This window comes from Nonomuraea candida (genome assembly GCF_000725485.1).
In the GTDB taxonomy this organism is placed as follows: domain Bacteria; phylum Actinomycetota; class Actinomycetes; order Streptosporangiales; family Streptosporangiaceae; genus Nonomuraea; species Nonomuraea candida.
This window is the reverse complement of sequence record NZ_JOAG01000052.1, coordinates 71,560-89,670: the sequence shown is the minus strand read 5'-3', so window position 1 is coordinate 89,670 and position 18,111 is coordinate 71,560. Positions and strand designations below refer to the sequence as shown.

Here is an 18,111-nt window from a genome sequence, read left to right as displayed (position 1 = left end):
TGATGAACGATCGCGACAGGCAGCTGGTCGTCATGCTCGCCACCGGGTACACGACGACGAGGATCGCGCGGGAGATGTGCCTGAGCAGATACACCGTGGCCGAGCGGATCGGCAAGCTGCTGGACCGCTTCGCGTGCAGCAACCGCAGCCAGCTGGTGGCCTACTGCTACGCCCACGAGCTGCTGCACGTGGGCGTCTGGCCGCCCGCGGCGGCGCCGTCCTGAGCGCGCCGTCCTGAGCGCGCCGTCCTGAGCGCGCCGTCCTGAGCGCGCCGTCCTGAGCGCCGGTCCCGGGCGCCGTCCTGGCTCGTGCTAGGCCAGATGCTCGGCGAGGAAGCGCTCGACGGCGGCGTAGTACGTCTCCCGGTTCTCCGGCCGGAGCAGGCCGTGGCCCTCGTTCTCGAACAGCAGGTACTCGTGCGGCACCCCTTTCGCGCGCAGCGCCGCGACGATCTGCTCGGCCTCCTGGCGGGGCACCCGCACGTCGTTGGCCCCCTGCACGATCAGCAGCGGGATCGTGATGTCGCCGGCCCGGGACAGCGGCGAGCGCTCCCACAGCAGGTCGCGCTCGGTCTCCGGATCGCCCACGTGAGCGTGCATGAAGGAGTCCACCGCCCGCCGGTACGACGCCCCGCCCGCCAGCAGCGTCAGCAGGTTCGACGGCCCGCACAGGTCGATGGCGCAGGCGAACGCGCGGGGGGTGAAGGCCGCGCCGGCCAGGGCCGCGTAGCCGCCGTACGAGCAGCCCATGATGGCCACCCGGGCGGGGTCCACCGCGCCGCGGCCGGCCAGGAACGCGACCGCGTCCAGCAGGTCGGTGTGCATCCCCGCGCCCCACTGCTTGGCGCCCAGGTTGTGGAACTCCTTGCCGTAGCCCACCGAGCCGCGGAAGTTCACCTGGACGCAGGCATACCCGCGGTTGGCCAGGAACTGCGCCTCCTCGTCGAAGCACCAGGAGTTGCGCCACCACGGCCCGCCGTGCACGTTCACCACGGCCGGCAGGTCGCGGCGTTCGACGCCGGGCGGCCAGGTGACGTATCCGTGCACCTCGACGCCGTCGCGGGCGGCGAACACGAACGGCTCCATCTCGGCGAGCCGGTAGCGCTCCAGCTCCGGCTGGTGGGAGAAGAGGAACCGCAGGCGGTCGTCGTGCCGGTCGTAGACGTAGTAGCGGACCGGCCCGTCGCAGGCCACCACCGCCACGACCCACCGCCGGTCGCCGCGCTCGGAGCGGTCGATGTCGAGCTCCCCGTGCACGCCGAGCTCGGCGAGCCGCGCGCCGAGCCGGGTGACGGCGCGCTCGTAGGCGGCGTCGAGGAACATCCGCTCGTCGCGGTCGCGGCCGAACAGCACCGCCTGGGGAAGCCGGTGGACCGGGTCCACCTCCAGGGACTTCACGTCGTAGACGGGGTCCTCGGCGAGGAGGACCCGCCGGCCGGTGCCCGCGTCCACGGAGTACAGGCGGGTGGCGTTCGCGCCGATCGACGACAGCAGGTAGATCGTCCGGCCGTCGCGGGCGTAGCCCGCGATCCGGGTGCCCATGGCGTCCTCGCGCGGCACCTCCAGCCACGGCACGGGCTCGTCCGCGCCGGGCGGGGTCAGGTGGACGGTGAGGCTCCCGTCCGGGTTCATCGCGGTGCCGCCGCGGACCCGCAGGTCGGTGTCGATCTCCCAGCTCAGGTAGCCCGGGTTGGCGGCGATCCTGGTGAGGTCGCCGGTGGCCAGGTCGAGGCGGTACACGTCGTGCAGCTCGGGCCGCTCCCTGTTCAGGCCGATCAGCATCGTGCCGGGGTGCCGGCTGTTGTGCGCCAGCACCCGGGTCTGCACGCCCTCGAACGGCGTGACGCAGCGCTCGGCCCCCGTCTCCAGGTCGACCAGGTAGAGCCGCCAGCTCTCGTCGCCGTCCCGGTCCCGCAGGTAGTACAGCGTGCGGTCGTCGTGGCAGAACCCGGCCGACCGGATGCCCCTTCCGCGGTCCCGGGTCACCGGCTTGGCCTCGTCCGGCGCGTCCGCCGGGCCGGCCCAGACGTTCAGCACGCCCTCGTCCGGGGCGAGGAAGCGCAGCCTGGTGCCGTCCGGGGACAGCCCGGGGGCCAGGTAGACCGGGTTGCCGAACAGCAGGGCGCGCGGGATCAGCGGGACGGCGCGGCGAGTCATGGCGTTGGGTCCTGTCCGGCGGCGGAGGTGATCGCGGCGGGGGTGATCGCGGCGGGGGTGATCGCGGCGGGGGTGATCAAGGTCTGGGCGTGGAACAGCCGGGTGGCGAGCGCGGGGCTGGTCAGCGCGGCCCGGCTCAGCAGGGACCGCGCCCGGCGCGGGACAGCGGCCGGCTCCCCCGGCGGGGCGTCCTCGGGGGCGTACCTGCCGTCCTGGGCGACCGCCATCCGCCACGACGGGTCCGCCACCTCGGCCAGGGCGGACTGGAGCTCGGGGGTGCGGGCGGGTTTCACGCCGCCGTGCCGCGTCAGCTCCCGGTCCAGGCGGAGCGCGCCGAGGGCGGCGATCGACATGCCGTGCGAGTACACCGGGTTCACCGCGACGACGGCGTCACCGATCGCGAGGAAGCCCTCGGGCAGGGGCGTGCGCTCGAAGAAGCGCCGCCTGTTGGCGGTGTCCCGGTACGGCCGGATGCCGCCGAGCGGGGTGGCCGCGGCCGTCAGCACGGCCACGATCGGGCTGCGCAGGCCGCGCGCGAACGCGGCGAAGCCCGGCTCCCTGGCCGGCGGTTCGCCGCCCCGGGTGCCGGTCAGGGTGACGACCCAGCGCTCGTCCTCGATGGGGAACAGCGTGGCCCCCCGGCCCGGCCGGCCGTCCGTCGCCCCCGGATGGATCATGATCGCCGGCATGCCGGCGGCGAGCCCGGCGGGGGCCCGGTAGATCCGGGTCGCGTACGCCAGCCCCGAGGCGACCACCGCCTCCGGGACCTCCGGCACGCCGAGCCCGGCCAGCCAGGCCGGGGCCTGCGACCGGCGTCCGGTGGCGTCCACGACGAGATCGGCCTCGACGGTCTCCGGCGGGCCGCCCGCGCGGCTGATCGTCACGCCGGTGACCCGGGCGGCGTCGCCGGTGAGGCCCAGCGCCCGGGTCCGCTGCCACACGGTGACCCTGCCGCCGGCCAGGGCCCGGCCGCGGATCACCTGGTCCAGCAGCGCGCGGGTGCACGACACCAGGTACGCGCCGGTGTCGTGCCGCCCGAACCAGCCCTCGGCGCTGAGGATCAGCGCGTCGCCGGTCAGGCCGCGGCGGTGCGCGCCCCGGGCGTACAGGGTCGGCAGGGTGCCGGGCAGCAGCTCCTCCAGCGCCCGCGCCCCGCCGGTGACCAGCACGTGGCTGTGGTGCGCCTGCGGCAGCCCCCGCCGGGGGGACGGGCCGGACGGGTAGCGGTCGCCCTCCACGACCACCACCTCGTCCGCGTGCCGGGCCAGCACCGCGGCGGCCAGCACGCCCGCGAACCCCCCGCCGAGGACGACCGCGGCCGTCACGCCGGGCTCTCCTCGAACAGGCCCTGCTCCAGCATCGTGCCGATGAACGCGTGGACGTCCACCACGATGCGCTTGATCAGGGCCGCGTTGGTGCCGGCGAACTCGCGGGACAGGGCCGAGGCGACCGGCTTGGCCTCGCCGCCGTTGGCCACGAGCAGCCAGATCTTGGAGCCTGTCTCGTTCAGGGTGCGGAAGTCCCCGGTCTCGGTGTGGTAGAGCGAGATGCCCTCGCCGGTCTCCTGCCACACCACCGCGTCACTGATCCGGAGCGACACGCGCCACCTCCTGTGATTCCGAAGTGTCAGACGGGGGTTATCGGGAGCAGTTCGCCGACCCGCGCGCCCCTGGCCGCGACGCCGGGCGGCCTGGTCCCGGGCTTGGGATGCGTGACGGGGACGAAGGTCTTCCAGTCGTCGTACACCGCGTGCACCTCGTCGGTGGCCACCAGGCGCGGCGTGGTCATCTCGGCGTCGTGCGCGGCGATCTCCAGCGGGTCGACACCGGCCTCCTGCCACATCTGGGTGACGACGCCGTGCCGCAGGATGCGGCACAGGTGGCGGCTGTTCCTGCGGACGTCCCCGGACTCGGCCATGTGCGCGGCGCGGCAGCCGCCGCCGCAGGTGGCCTTGATGTAGCAGCGTTCGCAGTCGGCGTGGTAGTCGCCGCCGAAGACGGTGCTCGTCCGCATGCCGCGCAGCACCGGCGTGGCGAAGATCTCCTCCAGCGACTGCCGCCTGACGTTCCCCGCGAAATGCTCGCGGCCGGTGACCAGCTTGCACGGATACACGTCGCCCAAGGAGTTGATGTAGATCTCGGTGCCGCCCATGCCGCAGTTGCCCTTGATCGAGCAGGGCGAGATCGCCTTGGGGCCGAGGGGGCGCAGTTTCGAGGCGACCGGCACGGTCCACACGAGCTGCTGGATGCGCAGGTGGTCGGCCCACCCGAAGTCGTATTCGTCGCTCACCCCGCGGCCCAGGTTGTTGTGGTACATCAGCCGGATGGAGTGCACCCGCAGCCCTTCCATGAAGGTCGCGAACTCCTCCAGGTGCTCCACGTTCTCCGAGGTGACGATGTGGTTGATGCTCGGCGTCACGCCGGCGTCGTTGAGCAGTCGCAGCGCCCGGTAGGTCTTGTCGAACGCCCCGGCGCCGCGGGTGCGGTCGTGCGTCTCGGCGGTGCCGCCGTCCATGCTGACCGTGACGTTGCCGAACAACTCGGCGAACCGGGCCGCCTGCGCCGGCGTCCTGATCATCGTGGCGTTGGTGATGATGTTGGATCTCAGGCCCTTGTCGTTCGCGTGCGCCACGATCTGGAACAGGTCCTTGCGCAGCATCGGCTCGCCGCCGGTGAACACGATGAGCCCGGCGCCGAGATCGGCGACCCGCGAGATCAGCTCCAGGGACTCGGCGGTGTCGAGCTCGCCCGGCAGGCATTTCTCCGAGGAGGCGTAGCAGTAGGGGCAGCGCAGATTGCAGCCGTCGGTGATGGCGTAGTAGACCGTCTGCAGCGGCGGCTCGACGAGCTTGATCTTCGGGTGGTTGCCGTTGTAGTAGACGACCCAGCTCAGGATGAGTTTGGCCAGGGTGCGCTCGGTCTCCTGGGTGGGTTCGAGGGGCGCGGGAGCACCGTCCGCGGCGGGCCGGGCCAGCGCCCGCAGCACGCCGAACTCCCGCGGATCGAGCACGCATCGGCCGCCGGCGTGCGGGTTGACGACCAGATATTCCCCGTCGCGCGCGAAATAGGTCAGCCCGTCCGGCACCTCGAACAACGCGCGGCTTCCGGTCAGCTTCCCGGGCATGTCCACTCCCTTCTCTTGCCTCGGCCCGCAGGCGCGGCCATGGTGCCCGCCCGCGGCACGCCGCGGATCGGGCCGTCCGGCCGCGCCTGCGGGCTCTGCGGGATGAGCGGCCGCAGCCGGCCGCGCCCGGCGGTTATTCGCTCTTTCCCGACCCGGACCAGAGGCCGCACGCGCACAGCATGCCCGGCTGGAAGTTCTGCTGCGTCGCCTCGGGTGAGGTCCAGCCGCCGAGAGAGTGCGCCAGCACCTCCGGCAGCGCGGCGGGAATCCGGCCCTTCAGCGACACCAGCATGTCCACTTCCTCGCGGGACAGGATGTTGAGCGCCTGCGCCAATTCCGGCGACTCGGAGCCGGTCAGAATTCCGGCCGCGCGCAGCGCTTCCTTCGCGTCGAAGGTCATGCTTTCCACCTTTCCTTTCCGGGGAGAAGGAGTTTCGGTTTTGATTATGACCCGGCGCGGTCCGGGGCGGGCAACCCCACAAATGTGGGCCGGATGAATGGCACACGAATGGGGGCGTCGCGCCCGTTCGGCTAGGAGGAGTTCTGTCCCGAACCGGACCAGAGGCCGCACGCGCACAGCATGCCCGGCTCGAAGTTCTGCTGCGTCGCCTCGGGTGAGGTCCAGCCGCCGACGGAGTGCGCCAGCACCTCCGGCAGCGCGGCGGAGATCCGGCCCTTCAGCGACACCAGCATGTCCACTTCCTCGCGGGACAGGGTGCCGAACGCCTGCGCTAATTCGGGCGCCTCGGAGCCGGTCAGAATTCCGGCCGAGCGCAGCGCTTCCTTCGCGTCGAAAGCCATGCCTTTCCACCTCTCTTTTCGGGGGAACGCTTTTCGTTTCGAGTATGACCCGGTGATATGTCGGGCGGGCAACCCCATAAATGTGGGCCGCGCGTTCTCGCCACGCGCGTCACCGGTGCGGGCGCACGGGCAGCCGGCGCACGCCGCGGACGAACAGGTCCGGTGTCCAGTCCAGGCCGGACGGGCCGGCCGCCAGGGTCATGCCGGGGAAGCGGCGGACCAGCGCGCCGACCGCGGCCCGCACCTGCAGCCGGGCCAGCGCCGCGCCGGGGCAGAAGTGGATGCCGTGGCCGAAGCCCAGGTGCCGGTTCGGCGCGCGGGCCACGTCGAAGACGTCCGGCCGCTCGAACGCCGCCGGATCGCGGTTGGCCGCCAGCAGCATCGGCATCACGGTGTCGCCGCACGGGATCGTGGTGCCGCCGATGTCCACGTCGGCCAGCGCGTACAGCGGCCGGGAGTGCCCCACCGGCCCGTTGAAGCGCAGCATCTCCTCCACCGCCGGGTCGATCAGCTCCGGCCGGGCCCGCAGCTTCGCCGCCTCGCCGGGGTGGCGCAGCAGTTCGAGCAGCCCGTTGCCGATCAGGTTGGCCGTCGTCTCGTCGCCGGCCAGCAGCAGCTGGAACACGCTGGAGAGCAGCTCGGCCCGGCTGATCTCGCCGTCGCGCTCGGCCGCGGCGAGCCGCGACATCAGGTCGTCACCAGGGGCGGCGCGGCGCTCGGTGAGGGTGCGCTGCAGGTAGGCGATGTACTCCATGCCGTGATGCCGGGCGAGCGACATGTCCCGGCTGCGCAGGATGCCGTCGCTCCAGCGGCGCAGCCGGGGCAGGTCCGCGGGCGGGATCGCGAGCAGCTCGGCCATGATCAGGATGGGGAGCGGCAGCGCCAGCGACCGGATCAGGTCGATCTCCCCCTGGCCGGGCATGCGTTCGACCAGGTCGCCGGCGGCGCGCCGGATGCGCGGTGCCAGGGCCGCCACCGCGCGTGCGCCGAACGTCGGCGCCAGCAGCCGGCGCAGCCGGGTGTGGTCGGGCGGGTCCAGGTTGAAGACGTTCCTGCGGACCATCGGCAGCGGGTCGCGGTCCCAGGCGCGGTGCCGCGCGGCCAGCTCGCGCGGCAGCCGGTCGAGCTGCCTGCCCAGGGCCGGCTCGGCCAGGGCGTGGCGCACGTCGGCGTCCCTGGTCAGGTACCAGAACACCCGGCCGGTCGCCGGGTCGGCGTGCCGGTACACCGGCGCCTGCTCCCGCATCAGGCGCAGCATCGGGTGCGGATCGGCGGCGTGCTCGGGCGCGGCCGGGTCGAACCGCCGCGGCGGCGCGGTCGTCACCGTGGCCCGCCCGGGGCCCGCCGGCGGCCCGCGTCCAGGGCGAAGAACCGGGCCGCGGCCTGCCCCAGGCTCTCCACGCCGCGGATCCGTACCTTGGGTCCGTCGGGAAATCTCTCGGTCAGCATGTCCCCGCCCGGTCAGAGGTTCCGCGCCCGGTTCAGCAGGGCCCGCCCGGCCACGCCGTACGTGACCGCCGCGATCAGCGCCAGCACCAGCAGGTTCGCCCACGCGTCGGCGAACCCGAACAGCGCCGCGTCGCGCATCCCGTTGATCGCGTACGTCAGCGGATTGACCGCCGAGATCCACTGCAGCACCGTCGGCATCTGGTCGACCGTGTACATCGACGGCGCGCTGAACACCAGCACCAGGATCGACACGTTCGACCCCACCATGAAGGTCTGGAAGTCGGTGATCGTGATGGCCGCGGCCAGGTACAGCCCGTTGAACGCGATGGCGGCCAGCGTCAGCGCGACCAGCAGCCCGGCCCACCCCTCCAGCCCGAACGGCAGGTCGAAGATCAGCACCGCGACGCCCAGCGCCAGCAGGCTCTGCCCCAGCACCAGCGAAACCCCGGCCAGCAGCTTGCCGAGCAGGAACCGGGAGCGGCGCATCGGGTACGACCACAGCTGGGTCGCCACCCCGCTCAGCTCCTCCTGGAACAGCGCCATCCCGGAGGTGCCGGAGGCGCTGACGATCGACATCGCCAGCACCATCGGCAGCAGGAAGACCGCGAAGGGCAGCTCGGCGCCCCGGTAGGAGATGTTCCCGACCAGGTTGCTCAGCGAGGTGTTCACCAGCAGCAGGTAGACCAGCATCGGGGCCAGGCTGAGGATGAGGTTGATGCGGTTGCGGGCCAGCAGCGCGTACTCGCGGTAGATCACCGCGAACAGGTCGGCGGCCCGCGGGGCCACGGTGGGCGGAGCGGTCCGGAAGGTCAGCTTGGCGGCCATGTCAGCCCTCGTTCCCGGTCATCCGGAGGAACACCGTCTCCAGCGAGTCCAGGGCGGTCGACACACCGCTGATCGTGATGTCGTGGTCCTGGCAGTACCGGGTCAGCTCGGGCAGCATCTCCTTGGCGCGGGCGCCCTCGATGCGGACCTCGCCGTCCCCGGCCGCGGCGCTCAGCCCGGCGTTCTCCGCCCACGCCGCCACGGCCCCGCCCGCCTCGGCGTCGGCCACGGTCACCCGCAGGTGCACCGAGCCGAACTCCTCCACCAGCTCGCGCGGCTTGGCGAAGCGCAGCACCCGGCCGCGGTTGATCACCATCACCCGCTGGCTGTTGCGTTCCAGCTCGTCGATGTGGTGGCTGGTCCACAGCACGGTCACCCCGTGCTCCTCGCGCAGCCAGGTCACGAACCGTTCGATCTGGTGCCGCCCGGCCACGTCCAGGCCGGCCGACGGCTCGTCCAGGATCAGCAGCCTGGGCAGCGTGATCAGGGCGCGGACCAGCTGCAGCCGCTGCCGCTGCCCGCCGGACAGCTGGAAGCACAGCTGCGGCAGCGCCTTGGCCACGCCGAGGAACTCGGCCAGCTCCAGCGCCCACGGCCGCACGTCCCGCCACCGCACGCCGCGGAACCTCGCCGAGATGCGCAGGTTGTCCAGCGCCGGCAGCATCTCGTCGAACGGGGCGATCTGGTGCATCGCGCCGATGTCGCTCTTGGCGGCCACCGGCTGGCGTACGGGGTCGGCGTCGAACACCCGGACCCGGCCGGAGGACGGGGCGGTCACCCCGCAGATCATCTTGATCAGGGTCGTCTTCCCGGCCCCGTTCGGTCCCAGCAGCCCGATCGTCTCACCCCGCGCGATCTCGAACGACACGTCGTCCACGGCCGGGGTCTCGCTGCGTCGATATCGTTTGGTCAGCGCCTCGGCCGTCACCACGTCGCCCGACACGGCCATACCCGCCACCTCTCCGTTCCTGGGGGTCGAGTTTCCTGTCGAGTATCAGCGCGGGACACGCGGGCGGGACAACCCCACGAATGTGGGCGTATGACGGCGTTTCAGATGAACGCCGAAAGAGAATGACGAATTCGGCAGGGGCGGAGAGGGTCAGGCGTCGAGGGTCAGGCGTCGAGGGCGCGGCGCAGCTCGGCGGCGAACAGGTGGGCGAGGGGTGACATCGTGTACATCAGCGAGTGCGCGGTGACCTGCGCCGCCCCGCCGAGCTCGCGATCGGGCACCGCCAGCACGTTCGCCTCCAGCAGCGACTCGATGACGCGCTCGGCGGGCGCCTCCGGCCCGTCCAGCGCCGCCACCAGCTCCTCGTGGCTGAACGGCGGCCCGTCCAGCCCGCCCAGCGCGACGAACGCCCGCCGGTGCGGCCATGACGTGCTGTTGTAGAACTCCTCGAACCGCTCCCGCAGCGACACGTCGCCGGCGGCGAACTCGTCCAGCACGCTCTTGGCCCGTGCCAGCCGCTCGACCAGCAAACCCAGCGGCACGTGCGGCAGCCGCGCGAACCGGCCGCCGAGCAGGCGTAACAGCAGCGGGGAGCGACCGTAGGTGTCGAACAGCGCGGTGAGCGCGGGCCGGTCGGCCAGCGCCCGCTCGCGGCCGAGCTGCCGGGCCAGGAACTCGGCGCCCTCGGCGTCCGACAGCTCCCCCAGCCCGATCCGCGCCACCGACTCCAGCCCGCTCAGCCTGCTCCTGCTGGTGGCCAGCACCCGGCTGTCCCCGCAGCCGGGCAGCAGCATGCGCACGCTCGACTCGTCGGGGGCGTCGTCGAGGACGAGCAGGACCCGGCGCTTGGCCAGCCACGACCGCCACACCGACGCCAGCACCTCCTCGTCGTGCACCCCGGCGGTGCTCACCCCCACGGCCTCCAGGATCTCGTGCTGGACGTCGCGGACGGCGTGCGGCCCGCCGCCCCTGCGCCGCAGCGGGACCACCAGGGCGCCGTCGGGGTAGGCGGGAGCCAGGGTGTGCGCGACGTGCACGGCCAGGGCGGTCTTGCCGATGCCCGGCTCGCCGGTGATCAGGATGACCGGGGCCGGTTCGTTCATGATGCGGTGGATCTCCGCCGTCCGGCCGACGAAGTCGCCGATGTCCCGGGGAAGCTGGTTGGCCAGGGCCGCGATCCGCACGCTCCCCTGCCCGCCCTCGCCCCCGCCCCCCAGCCCGGCGACCGGCGGCGCGGCACGGGCCACCGTACCGGTGAGGATGTCCTGGTAGAGGTGCTTGAGCACCGGGCTGGGATCGATGCCCAGCTCCGTCGCCAGGTGCCGGCGCAGCTCCTCGAAGTACGCCAGCGCCTCGGACGCGCGCCCGCACCGGGCCAGTGCGGTCATCCGCGCCGCGGCGATCCGCTCCCGGGTGGGAAATCGCGCGGGCAGGACGTCCAGGCTGGTCAGGGCCTCGACGTGGTGGCCGAGCTCGATCTCCAGCTCGGCCCAGTCCTCGTAGACCGACAGGAACAGGTCGGTGAACCGGTCCACCTCCCGGACCACCTGGGGCACGTGCGCGAACTCGGTCAGCGGCTGGTCCCGCCACATGCCGACCGCCTCGCCGAGCAGCTCGGCGGCCGCCGCGAGATTCCCGCGGTGGATCGCGCTGCGCCCGGTCCTGGCCAGCTCCCTGAACCGCAGCAGGTCGAGCTCGCCGGGGCCGGCGCGGAACCGGTATCCCCAGCCGTGGAAGTCGATCCGGTCGCCCGCGATCTTGCGTAACGCGGAGACGTAGACCTGCAGGTTCTTGCGGGCCGTACGGGGCGGCGTCTCCCCCCACAACGCGTCGATCAGGTCGGCCGCCGGCACGACCGCGTTCACCCGGCACAGCAGCAGCGCGAGCAGGAGCCGTTGCTTGGGAGCGCCGATGACGGCGTCGTGCCGGTCCACCCGGACCTGGAGCGGGCCGAGTATCGAGCAGTACAGGCGAGACGATGCAGCGATGCTCATGCGCCTTCCTCGACGTCACAGTGCTTCGGTGCCGAGCAGGAGGAAATCCAGCACGCCGCCGACCGGCGGCGGCGCGGACTCCCGCAGCACGTTCAGGTGCAGCGTCCTGACCATGGACGCGGCGGCGTTCGTGACCGCCCGGGTGCCGGCCCTGGCCTCGAACCAGCGCCAGTCGCCGTCCGCGTTGACCTCCAGGAAGACGACGTCTCCGGCGGCCAGCAGCAGATCGAAGGCGCCGAAGGCCAGCTCCCAGTCCCGCGCGAGCCGCCGCACCACCTCGGCCGCCCGCGGCGGAACCGGCGTCGCGCGGACGGACACGGCGGCCGGGTCCCGCCAGGGCGCGTCCGGCGACGGCTTGGTCACGGCGAAGGCGTGGAGGTCGCCGGCCAGGTAGTAGACGCGCAGTTCGAGGTCGTGCTCGACGTGCTCCTGGACGATCACCGGGAAGCCCGGGGGCGGGCGGCGCAGGAGGGTCTCGCGGTCGGTGATCTCCGGGAACAGGCCCACCATGCGTCCCGGCGCGATCTCGACGAAGTGCTCGTCCAGCACCTTCACCACGAGCCTGCCCTCCGGCAGGTCGGCGGCGGCCGTCCCGGGGTCGGTCGTGACGATCGTGCGCGGCGTGCGCACCCCGGCCGCGGCCGCGCCGGCCAGCTGCGCCAGGCGGCCGGCGCCACGGCCCGGAAGGCGGACGGGGGCGATCGCGGCGAGCTGGTCGACCAGGGCGGACCAGGAGTCGGCACGGAACAGCGGGCCGGCAGCCCCGGAGCCGGCGCGGAACGGCGGACCGGCGGACCCGGAGCCGGCGCGGAACGGCGGACCGGCAGCCCCGGAGCCGGCATGGAACGGCGGACCGGCGGTTCCGGGCGTTGCCGGGATCGCCCGGGGCATCGGTCCGCGGGCCCACACGACGCTCGGCCGGAAGCGGCGGCCGTCGATGGTGACGAGCCCGCCGTCGAGGAAGAGCGTGAGGTCGAGCGGGCCCGGGGGCCCGTCGTCCGGTCCCGCCGTTGGTGCCGCCGTTGGTGCCGCCGACGGCGCCGCGGACGGTCCCGCCGGCGGTGCCGCCGCGTGCGCGGCGTCGAGCCGTACGGTCGGCACCCCGAGCCGGTGCAGGGCGGCCTGCAGGGCGGCGAACTCGCCACGGGCCGCGCGGTCGGCGAGCACGACGTGCGGCGCGCCCGGCACGGGCTCCTCGCCCGGCGGCCACCGGACGGCGCGGGGCGACGACGACCGCAGGTCCACGGTGACCGGAGGCCCGCCGGGTGCTGAACCGGGAGAGCCTCCGCCCCGGCCTAACAAGGTCTCACCATGATCGGGCGCCGGCCGGGCGGGGCGGCGGCGTGTCTCGTCGGCGGTTCGCGCAGCGAAAGCACCACGGTGATCTCACTCATCCTCCCCAGGAACGACGGCCCGCCCCTTGAGGCGTCAAGGGACCGGACGAGACCTCAGTTCTGGCTGTGGGCCATGCCGTTGCGGGCGGTGGCGGCGCCGGGTGGTCGTCTCATGCGGACAGAGTCTCAGCGGGGACACCGCATGTCGTCGTGAGCCGTGATGATCCCGCCCGGACCGCCGCCACGTGCGTTGTCACAAATGACAAGACGCGCACACCGTCCGGGTGCGCCACCATGGGCGGGTTCCCGCGCTGAACAGGAAATCGAAGTTGTCACTTCCCCCGGGCTTTGTCATCTTGCGCAATCGACGCCGGTCAAGTAAATCCATTGACCATCACGGTCAAACTGATGGCCGGCGGTGAAGAGGAGCCGAGATGGGCCACCTGTTCCGGACCTTACGCAACCGCCTGGACGCCAATGCCCGGCGGGCGGTCGAGGTGTACACCCACGAGCTCGCCGACTACCGCAGCCTGGCCGCCGAGACCCGGGGCTCGGCCGCGATGCTGGATTTCGCGGTGATGCTCCGGCGCCGCACCATCGACCTGGCCGAGGAGGAGCAGCCGTTCACCGACGAGGACCGGGCGTACATGTCCTCGGTCGGGATGTCGCGGGGCGAGGTGGGCGTCTCGCTGGCGTCCCAGCGGCAGGTCCTGCTCCTGCACGCCAACCTCACGCTGCGCGAGATCCACGAGGCGGCGGGCCCCAAAGACCTGGGCGACGTGATGTGCATGCTCGGCTGGGTCGCCCACCACGGCCTCACCGCGCAGGACGCCTACACGCACGGATACCTCAAAGGCCAGGAGCGCTTCCTGCCCGTCGCGGCCAGGATCCGGATGCTCGCCGGCATGCTCCTCTCCGACGACCCCGCGGCGCCGCAACTGGCCCGCGACCTCGACCTGCCGGTGCCGGACCACTACCTGGTGACGATCGCCCGGGTCCCCGGCGGCCGGCTCGACGACCAGCGGCGCGACGAGGTCGTCAAGACCCTGCTCGACCGCCACCGCATGCCGCTGACCTGGCACAAGCCGGACGAGTTCGTGGCGCTGGTGCCGTGCGACGGCGCCGGCCCGGTCGACGGTCAGGCGGCGGCGCGGTGCCAGGCGCTGTCGCTGATCCACGACTTCGCCGAGCTGACCGGGCCGTGCTCGGTCGGCGCGGCCCCCGGCCGGGCGCTCGCCCTGGCGGACCCGATCGCGCTGGCCCGCAGGGTCTGCCGGGCGGCGCCCGTGGAGAAGATCCCCCGCCAGGTGTACGGCGTGGCCGACGTGTTCGCGGAGCTGGGGGCGGCCCAGATGCCGCAGGTCGACGAGTGGCTGCGCGAGCTGACCCGGCGGCTGGCGAGCGGCCCCGACCTGGTGGCCACGCTCGACGCCTACTACCGCAACGACATGAACCGGATGCACACCGCGATGGCGCTGCGCGTGCATCCCCGCACGCTCGACTACCGGCTCCGGCGGGTTCGCGAGCTGGTCGGGATCGAGCCCGGCTCGACCCGCGGCGTACGCGTGCTGAGCACCGCCGTCACCCGCATCCTGGCCGAAGCCTGGCACGACCGGCACTGACACCCTTCGAGCCCCGGCCTCCGATCCCGGTCGCCTAGCCGGCCTGCGCCTCGGTCACGCCGAAGGCCAGCCAGCCGCGGTCCTCGAAGCCGGCCGCCGCGGCGACCGCCGCCGAGGCCCGGTTCGCGGGAGCGTGCATGTACGTGGGGACCGCGCCTTCGTCCAGCACCCGCCGGGCCGCCTGGGCCACGAGCCTGCGGGCCAGGCCGCGGCCGCGGGCCTGCGGGGCGGTCACCACGGCGAGTTCGTGGCCGTGGGAGTCGTGGCGTTTGACCCCCACGCCCGCCAGCTGCTCCCCGGTGACGGGGTCCAGGGCGACCAGAACGTCCCCGCCGAAAGGCCGCAGCCAGCCGGGAACCTCCGGATCGCCGGCCGGGATCCACACGCCGGCGTCGGGAAGGGGCGCGGGGCGGGTCGTCCACCGGTAGACGGCGGTGAACCATGCGCGCTCGGCGAGGCCCACGAGAGCGGGAACCCGCGGCCCGAGCGCCGCGAGACCTCCGGCCCTGTCGTACTGCCCGGCGATGGCCGCGGCGTGCTCCGGCGGAACCGACAGCACGCCCCCGGCCGGGCCGCTCACCCCGAGAACCGGGTGGATCTTCCCGTCCCACCCGGGCCGGTTGCGCGCGGGTGCGCCGATGATGTGCAAGCCGGTGCCGGCGGGCCAGCCGCCGAGCCACTCGGCCAGATGCCGCACAAGCCGTCTCGCCATTGTCTTCCCCGTTCTCATACCTTAGGGGGGTATAGTATCAGGAAAGATCACCGAGGAGGACACATGCGACGTCTGGCCGCGCTCGCGCCCGCAGAGGCGCCCGGGAAGTCCGAAGAGCTGCTGAGCGACATCATCAGCAGGCGGGGCAGCGTTGGCGACATGGTCGCCACCATGGCCCACTCCCCCGCGCTGCTGCAGGGCTACCTGGATCTGTCGCGCGCCATGAAGCGCGTCAAGCTGTCCCGGGCGCTCAGCGAGAAGATCTCGCTCGCCGTACAGGAGTGGATCGGCTGCGGCTCCTGCCTGCAGGCGCACACGGAGGCGGGCCGCGCGGCCGGGCTCGGCGAGACCGACATCGCGCTGGCGCGGCAGGGCACCTCCACGGACGCCAGGGAGGCGGCGCTCATCGCCGTGGCCGTGCGCGTCCTGGCCGAACCCGCCTCGATCAGCGACGCGGACGTCGCGGACCTGCGCGCGCACGGCTGGAGCGATCGCGTCATCGCCGAGATCGTGGGCCTGGTCACCCTCAACCTCCTGACCGGCGCCTTCAACCTCCTGGCGGGCCTGGAACCGGCCGAACAGACCACGTAGCAGGCCGGCGCCGGATTGCGCGGGTCACCGATCCCCCGGCCGACCGGTCCAGTGGTGCAGGACGGTTTACCTGTTTTCCAGGTGATTGCAAGCGGGATGATCAATAATGCCCGGCATGCCGCGGATACTGCTGGTCATCCTGATCGCCCTGGCCCCTCTGGCGTTCCCCTCCCCGGCGCCGGCCCTCGAACCGTCCGGACAGCTCATGGTGCTGCTCGACGTGTCCGGCTCCATGGCGGAGAAGGACGGCTCCGGCTCCACGCGGATCGCCGCCGCCCGCAGGGCCATCGGCGGCATGGTCGACGCCGCGCCCGAAGGCGCGCAGCTCGGCCTGCGCTCCTACGGGGGCGGCTGCAAGGACACCAAGCTGCACCTGCGGCCCTCCCCGCTGGACCGGGACGCGTTCAAACGCCAGGTCTCCGGGCTGCGGCCCAAGGGCGACACCCCCATCGCGTACGCGCTGGAGCAGGCGGCCGAGGACTTCACCGCCGACGGCCAGAAGACGATCCTGCTCGTCTCCGACGGAGAGGAGACCTGCGGCGGCGACCCGGTCGCCACCGCGCGCAGGCTGGCCGGGCAGGGCATCGGCGTACGCGTGGACGTCGTCGGCTTCCGTGTCGAGAGCGCCACCCGCGACCAGCTGGTCCGCATCGCCAAGGCCGGCGGCGGCCGCTACGCCGACGCCCAGAACAGCGACGAGCTGTCCAGCCGCATCCGCCGCCTGTCCCAGCGCGCGCTGCGCGGCCAGACGCCGGTCGGCATCCCGGTCACCGGCACCGCCGACCGGGGCGCCGCCCCCGTGCTCAAGCCGGGCGACTACCTCGACGAGATGCCGCCCGGCCAGGAGGTCAAACGCCATTACGCCTTCGACCTGCCCGCGGGCGCCACCGCGTACATCGGGCTGCGGATCGGCGCGACCACCCCGCCGGGAGCCCCGACGGTCATCGGCGCGAGCCTCGGCGTGCTGCCCGCGACCGGGGACGCCCCCTGCAACCGGCGCGACCTCGAGACCAACCTGCCCAGCGGCGGCAGCGCGTTCGTGGTCGGCGACGTCCAGATCACCGAAGGAACGGGCCCGTGCGAGGCGGCGGGCCGCTTCACGATCGAGGTGACCAACAAGGCCGACACGGCCCGCCAGTCCACCGCGCCGCTGGAGCTCAGCCTGGTGGTCGAGCCGCCCGCGGTGGACGTCGCCGCGCTCCCCGCCCCCGCCACGGGCGTGGAGACCATCGAACCGCAGGTGGAGACGGCCGAGCCGGCACGCGTGGCGGGCAGCGGCTCCTACGGCGACGGCCCCGTGCTCGCCGACGGGCGCTACACCGACACCGTGATCCCGGGCGAGGAGATCTACTTCCGGGTGCCGCTCAACTACGGGCAGCGCCTGTCGTACCGGATCGAGACGCCGGCCCTGTCCGAAGCCGACCGGGCGGCGCTGGGTGGCGCGCAGCTCATGCTGTCCAGCTCCATCCTCAGCCCGGAGAACCCGCGCGTGCTCGGCGGCATCCAGGACAACGCCTGGCGGGTGCCCCTGGGCGACCAGCCGCAGGCGTTCACCGGCACCACCGTGCCCGTGGCCTACCGCAACCGCGAGTCGGCCCAGGGCTACATCCGCGACACGACCCTGCCCGGCTACTACAACCTGTGGGTACGGCTGTTCACCGACCAGGGCAGCTCGTACGTCGAGGTCCCGATCACGCTGACCGTGGACGTGCAGGGCGAGCCCACCGGCGTCCCCACCTACAGCGACACCATGGGGTACGGGCCGCCGGACCGCCAGCAGGGCCTCTCGCTCACCCCGCAGGCGCGGATCGTCACCCCGTCCCCCACCTCCTCCTCTCCCCCGCCGTCCCCGGCGGCCTCCTCTCCTTCGCCGTCCCCGGCCGGCGCCTCGTCGGGGGTGCTTCCGCTGCTCCTCGCGCTCTCCACGGCGGCGCTGGCCGTCGTCACGGCGTTCGCGATCTGGCTGGTACGGCGCAGGCGCGTCTGACCGGCGGCTTTCGCTCCCGGGCCTGCCGATCACGATGGCGTTCTCAGAGCTCAGGGCGCGACTACCGGGGAGGATCGGGCGCCAGGCTCCCGTCGGGGGCGATGTGGTCGAAGATCTGGCCGATCAGCGTGATCACATGCGGGTCCTCCACCGCGTACAGCGTCCGGCGGCCGTCGCGGCGTGCGGTGATCAGGCCGGCCAGGCGGAGCTTGGCCAGGTGCTGGGAGACCGTGGCGATGCCGATGCCCGCGTGCGTGGCCAGCGTGCTGACGTCGTAGGAGGCATGGGTGATCAGCCACATGAGGTGCAGCCGTACCGGGCTGGCCAGCAGGGCGAACGTCTCGGCCGCCGCCCTCAGCTGCGCCGGGGCCGGCGGTGGGTGCTCGGCTCCGGGTGACCCCGGAGCGGGAGAGGTCGACATCGTTCCTTCATTGTCTCGCGCCGGCGGCCTGCCACGCACCCCACGTTTCGACACTTGCGCGATTTACGAAACGTATGGAAGATTGGGGGCACTCCGAAGGGGAGTAGTCCGCGACGCCCGCACGTCGACACGCTGAGAACCTCGCGT

General features: G+C 72.9%; 17 protein-coding genes. 4 read left to right on the top strand and 13 right to left on the bottom strand.

All coding sequences use genetic code 11. From position 1 onward, the window contains the following. The first annotated feature begins 2 nt into the window (after window positions 1–2). Window positions 3–224, top strand: coding sequence for a response regulator transcription factor (locus IO39_RS37000; protein ID WP_043633792.1), 222 nt, complete (start codon window positions 3–5; stop codon window positions 222–224). Window positions 225–311: 87 nt separating this feature from the next. Here IO39_RS37000 and IO39_RS36995 read toward each other — a convergent pair whose 3' ends face one another. The 11 genes from IO39_RS36995 to IO39_RS36945 form a co-directional block, all read right to left on the bottom strand. Beyond that, complete coding sequence (locus tag IO39_RS36995; RefSeq protein ID WP_043633789.1) at window positions 312–2,156, bottom strand: S9 family peptidase; 1,845 nt, start codon at window positions 2,154–2,156, stop codon at window positions 312–314. Beyond that, complete coding sequence (locus tag IO39_RS36990) at window positions 2,153–3,481, bottom strand: NAD(P)/FAD-dependent oxidoreductase (RefSeq protein WP_052423849.1); 1,329 nt, start codon at window positions 3,479–3,481, stop codon at window positions 2,153–2,155. Before IO39_RS36990 ends, IO39_RS36995 begins: the two co-directional genes overlap by 4 nt. Next, window positions 3,478–3,756 carry a PqqD family protein gene (locus IO39_RS56270; protein WP_043633786.1) on the bottom strand — a complete coding sequence of 93 codons (279 nt, stop codon included), beginning with the start codon at window positions 3,754–3,756 and terminating at the stop codon, window positions 3,478–3,480. Before IO39_RS56270 ends, IO39_RS36990 begins: the two co-directional genes overlap by 4 nt. A gap of 26 nt (window positions 3,757–3,782) precedes the next feature. Further along, a complete protein-coding gene (stsB, locus tag IO39_RS36980) occupies window positions 3,783–5,279 on the bottom strand; it encodes a StsB family radical SAM/SPASM domain sactipeptide maturase (protein WP_052423865.1) in 1,497 nt (498 codons plus the stop codon). Between the two features lie 133 nt (window positions 5,280–5,412). Beyond that, a complete protein-coding gene (locus tag IO39_RS36975) occupies window positions 5,413–5,679 on the bottom strand; it encodes a StsA-related sactipeptide RiPP (RefSeq protein WP_043633783.1) in 267 nt (88 codons plus the stop codon). Window positions 5,680–5,810: 131 nt separating this feature from the next. Continuing rightward, window positions 5,811–6,080, bottom strand: coding sequence for a StsA-related sactipeptide RiPP (locus IO39_RS36970; RefSeq protein ID WP_043633780.1), 270 nt, complete (start codon window positions 6,078–6,080; stop codon window positions 5,811–5,813). A 109-nt stretch (window positions 6,081–6,189) separates the two neighbouring features. Then, window positions 6,190–7,404 (bottom strand): cytochrome P450 family protein, encoded by a 1,215-nt coding sequence (locus tag IO39_RS36965; RefSeq protein ID WP_043633777.1) that lies wholly within the window; start codon window positions 7,402–7,404, stop codon window positions 6,190–6,192. 137 nt (window positions 7,405–7,541) lie between these two features. Further along, window positions 7,542–8,354 (bottom strand): ABC transporter permease, encoded by an 813-nt coding sequence (locus tag IO39_RS36960; protein WP_043633774.1) that lies wholly within the window; start codon window positions 8,352–8,354, stop codon window positions 7,542–7,544. A 1-nt stretch (window position 8,355) separates the two neighbouring features. After that, window positions 8,356–9,303 (bottom strand): ABC transporter ATP-binding protein, encoded by a 948-nt coding sequence (locus tag IO39_RS36955; RefSeq protein ID WP_052423848.1) that lies wholly within the window; start codon window positions 9,301–9,303, stop codon window positions 8,356–8,358. Window positions 9,304–9,467: 164 nt separating this feature from the next. Next, a complete protein-coding gene (locus IO39_RS36950; RefSeq protein WP_043633771.1) occupies window positions 9,468–11,297 on the bottom strand; it encodes an AfsR/SARP family transcriptional regulator in 1,830 nt (609 codons plus the stop codon). 15 nt (window positions 11,298–11,312) lie between these two features. After that, window positions 11,313–12,542 (bottom strand): ATP-grasp domain-containing protein, encoded by a 1,230-nt coding sequence (locus tag IO39_RS36945; RefSeq protein ID WP_052423846.1) that lies wholly within the window; start codon window positions 12,540–12,542, stop codon window positions 11,313–11,315. Window positions 12,543–13,065: 523 nt separating this feature from the next. Between IO39_RS36945 and IO39_RS36940 the strand changes: the two genes are divergently transcribed. Then, window positions 13,066–14,253 (top strand): PucR family transcriptional regulator, encoded by a 1,188-nt coding sequence (locus tag IO39_RS36940; protein WP_043633768.1) that lies wholly within the window; start codon window positions 13,066–13,068, stop codon window positions 14,251–14,253. A 34-nt stretch (window positions 14,254–14,287) separates the two neighbouring features. Here the strand turns inward: IO39_RS36940 and IO39_RS36935 are convergent, their stop codons facing one another. Continuing rightward, the gene (locus IO39_RS36935; protein WP_043633765.1) at window positions 14,288–14,965 is read right to left on the bottom strand and encodes a GNAT family N-acetyltransferase; all 678 of its coding nucleotides are present in this window, start codon (window positions 14,963–14,965) and stop codon (window positions 14,288–14,290) included. Between the two features lie 63 nt (window positions 14,966–15,028). Here IO39_RS36935 and IO39_RS36930 point away from each other — a divergent pair, with 63 nt between their 5' ends. Together IO39_RS36930 and IO39_RS36925 are read left to right on the top strand one after the other, a co-directional pair. Next, complete coding sequence (locus IO39_RS36930; protein ID WP_043633761.1) at window positions 15,029–15,556, top strand: carboxymuconolactone decarboxylase family protein; 528 nt, start codon at window positions 15,029–15,031, stop codon at window positions 15,554–15,556. 115 nt (window positions 15,557–15,671) lie between these two features. Beyond that, window positions 15,672–17,543 carry a vWA domain-containing protein gene (locus tag IO39_RS36925; RefSeq protein WP_169789186.1) on the top strand — a complete coding sequence of 624 codons (1,872 nt, stop codon included), beginning with the start codon at window positions 15,672–15,674 and terminating at the stop codon, window positions 17,541–17,543. 61 nt (window positions 17,544–17,604) lie between these two features. Here the strand turns inward: IO39_RS36925 and IO39_RS36920 are convergent, their stop codons facing one another. After that, the gene (locus IO39_RS36920) at window positions 17,605–17,964 is read right to left on the bottom strand and encodes an ArsR/SmtB family transcription factor (protein ID WP_043633750.1); all 360 of its coding nucleotides are present in this window, start codon (window positions 17,962–17,964) and stop codon (window positions 17,605–17,607) included. Between the last annotated feature and the right edge of the window lie 147 nt (window positions 17,965–18,111).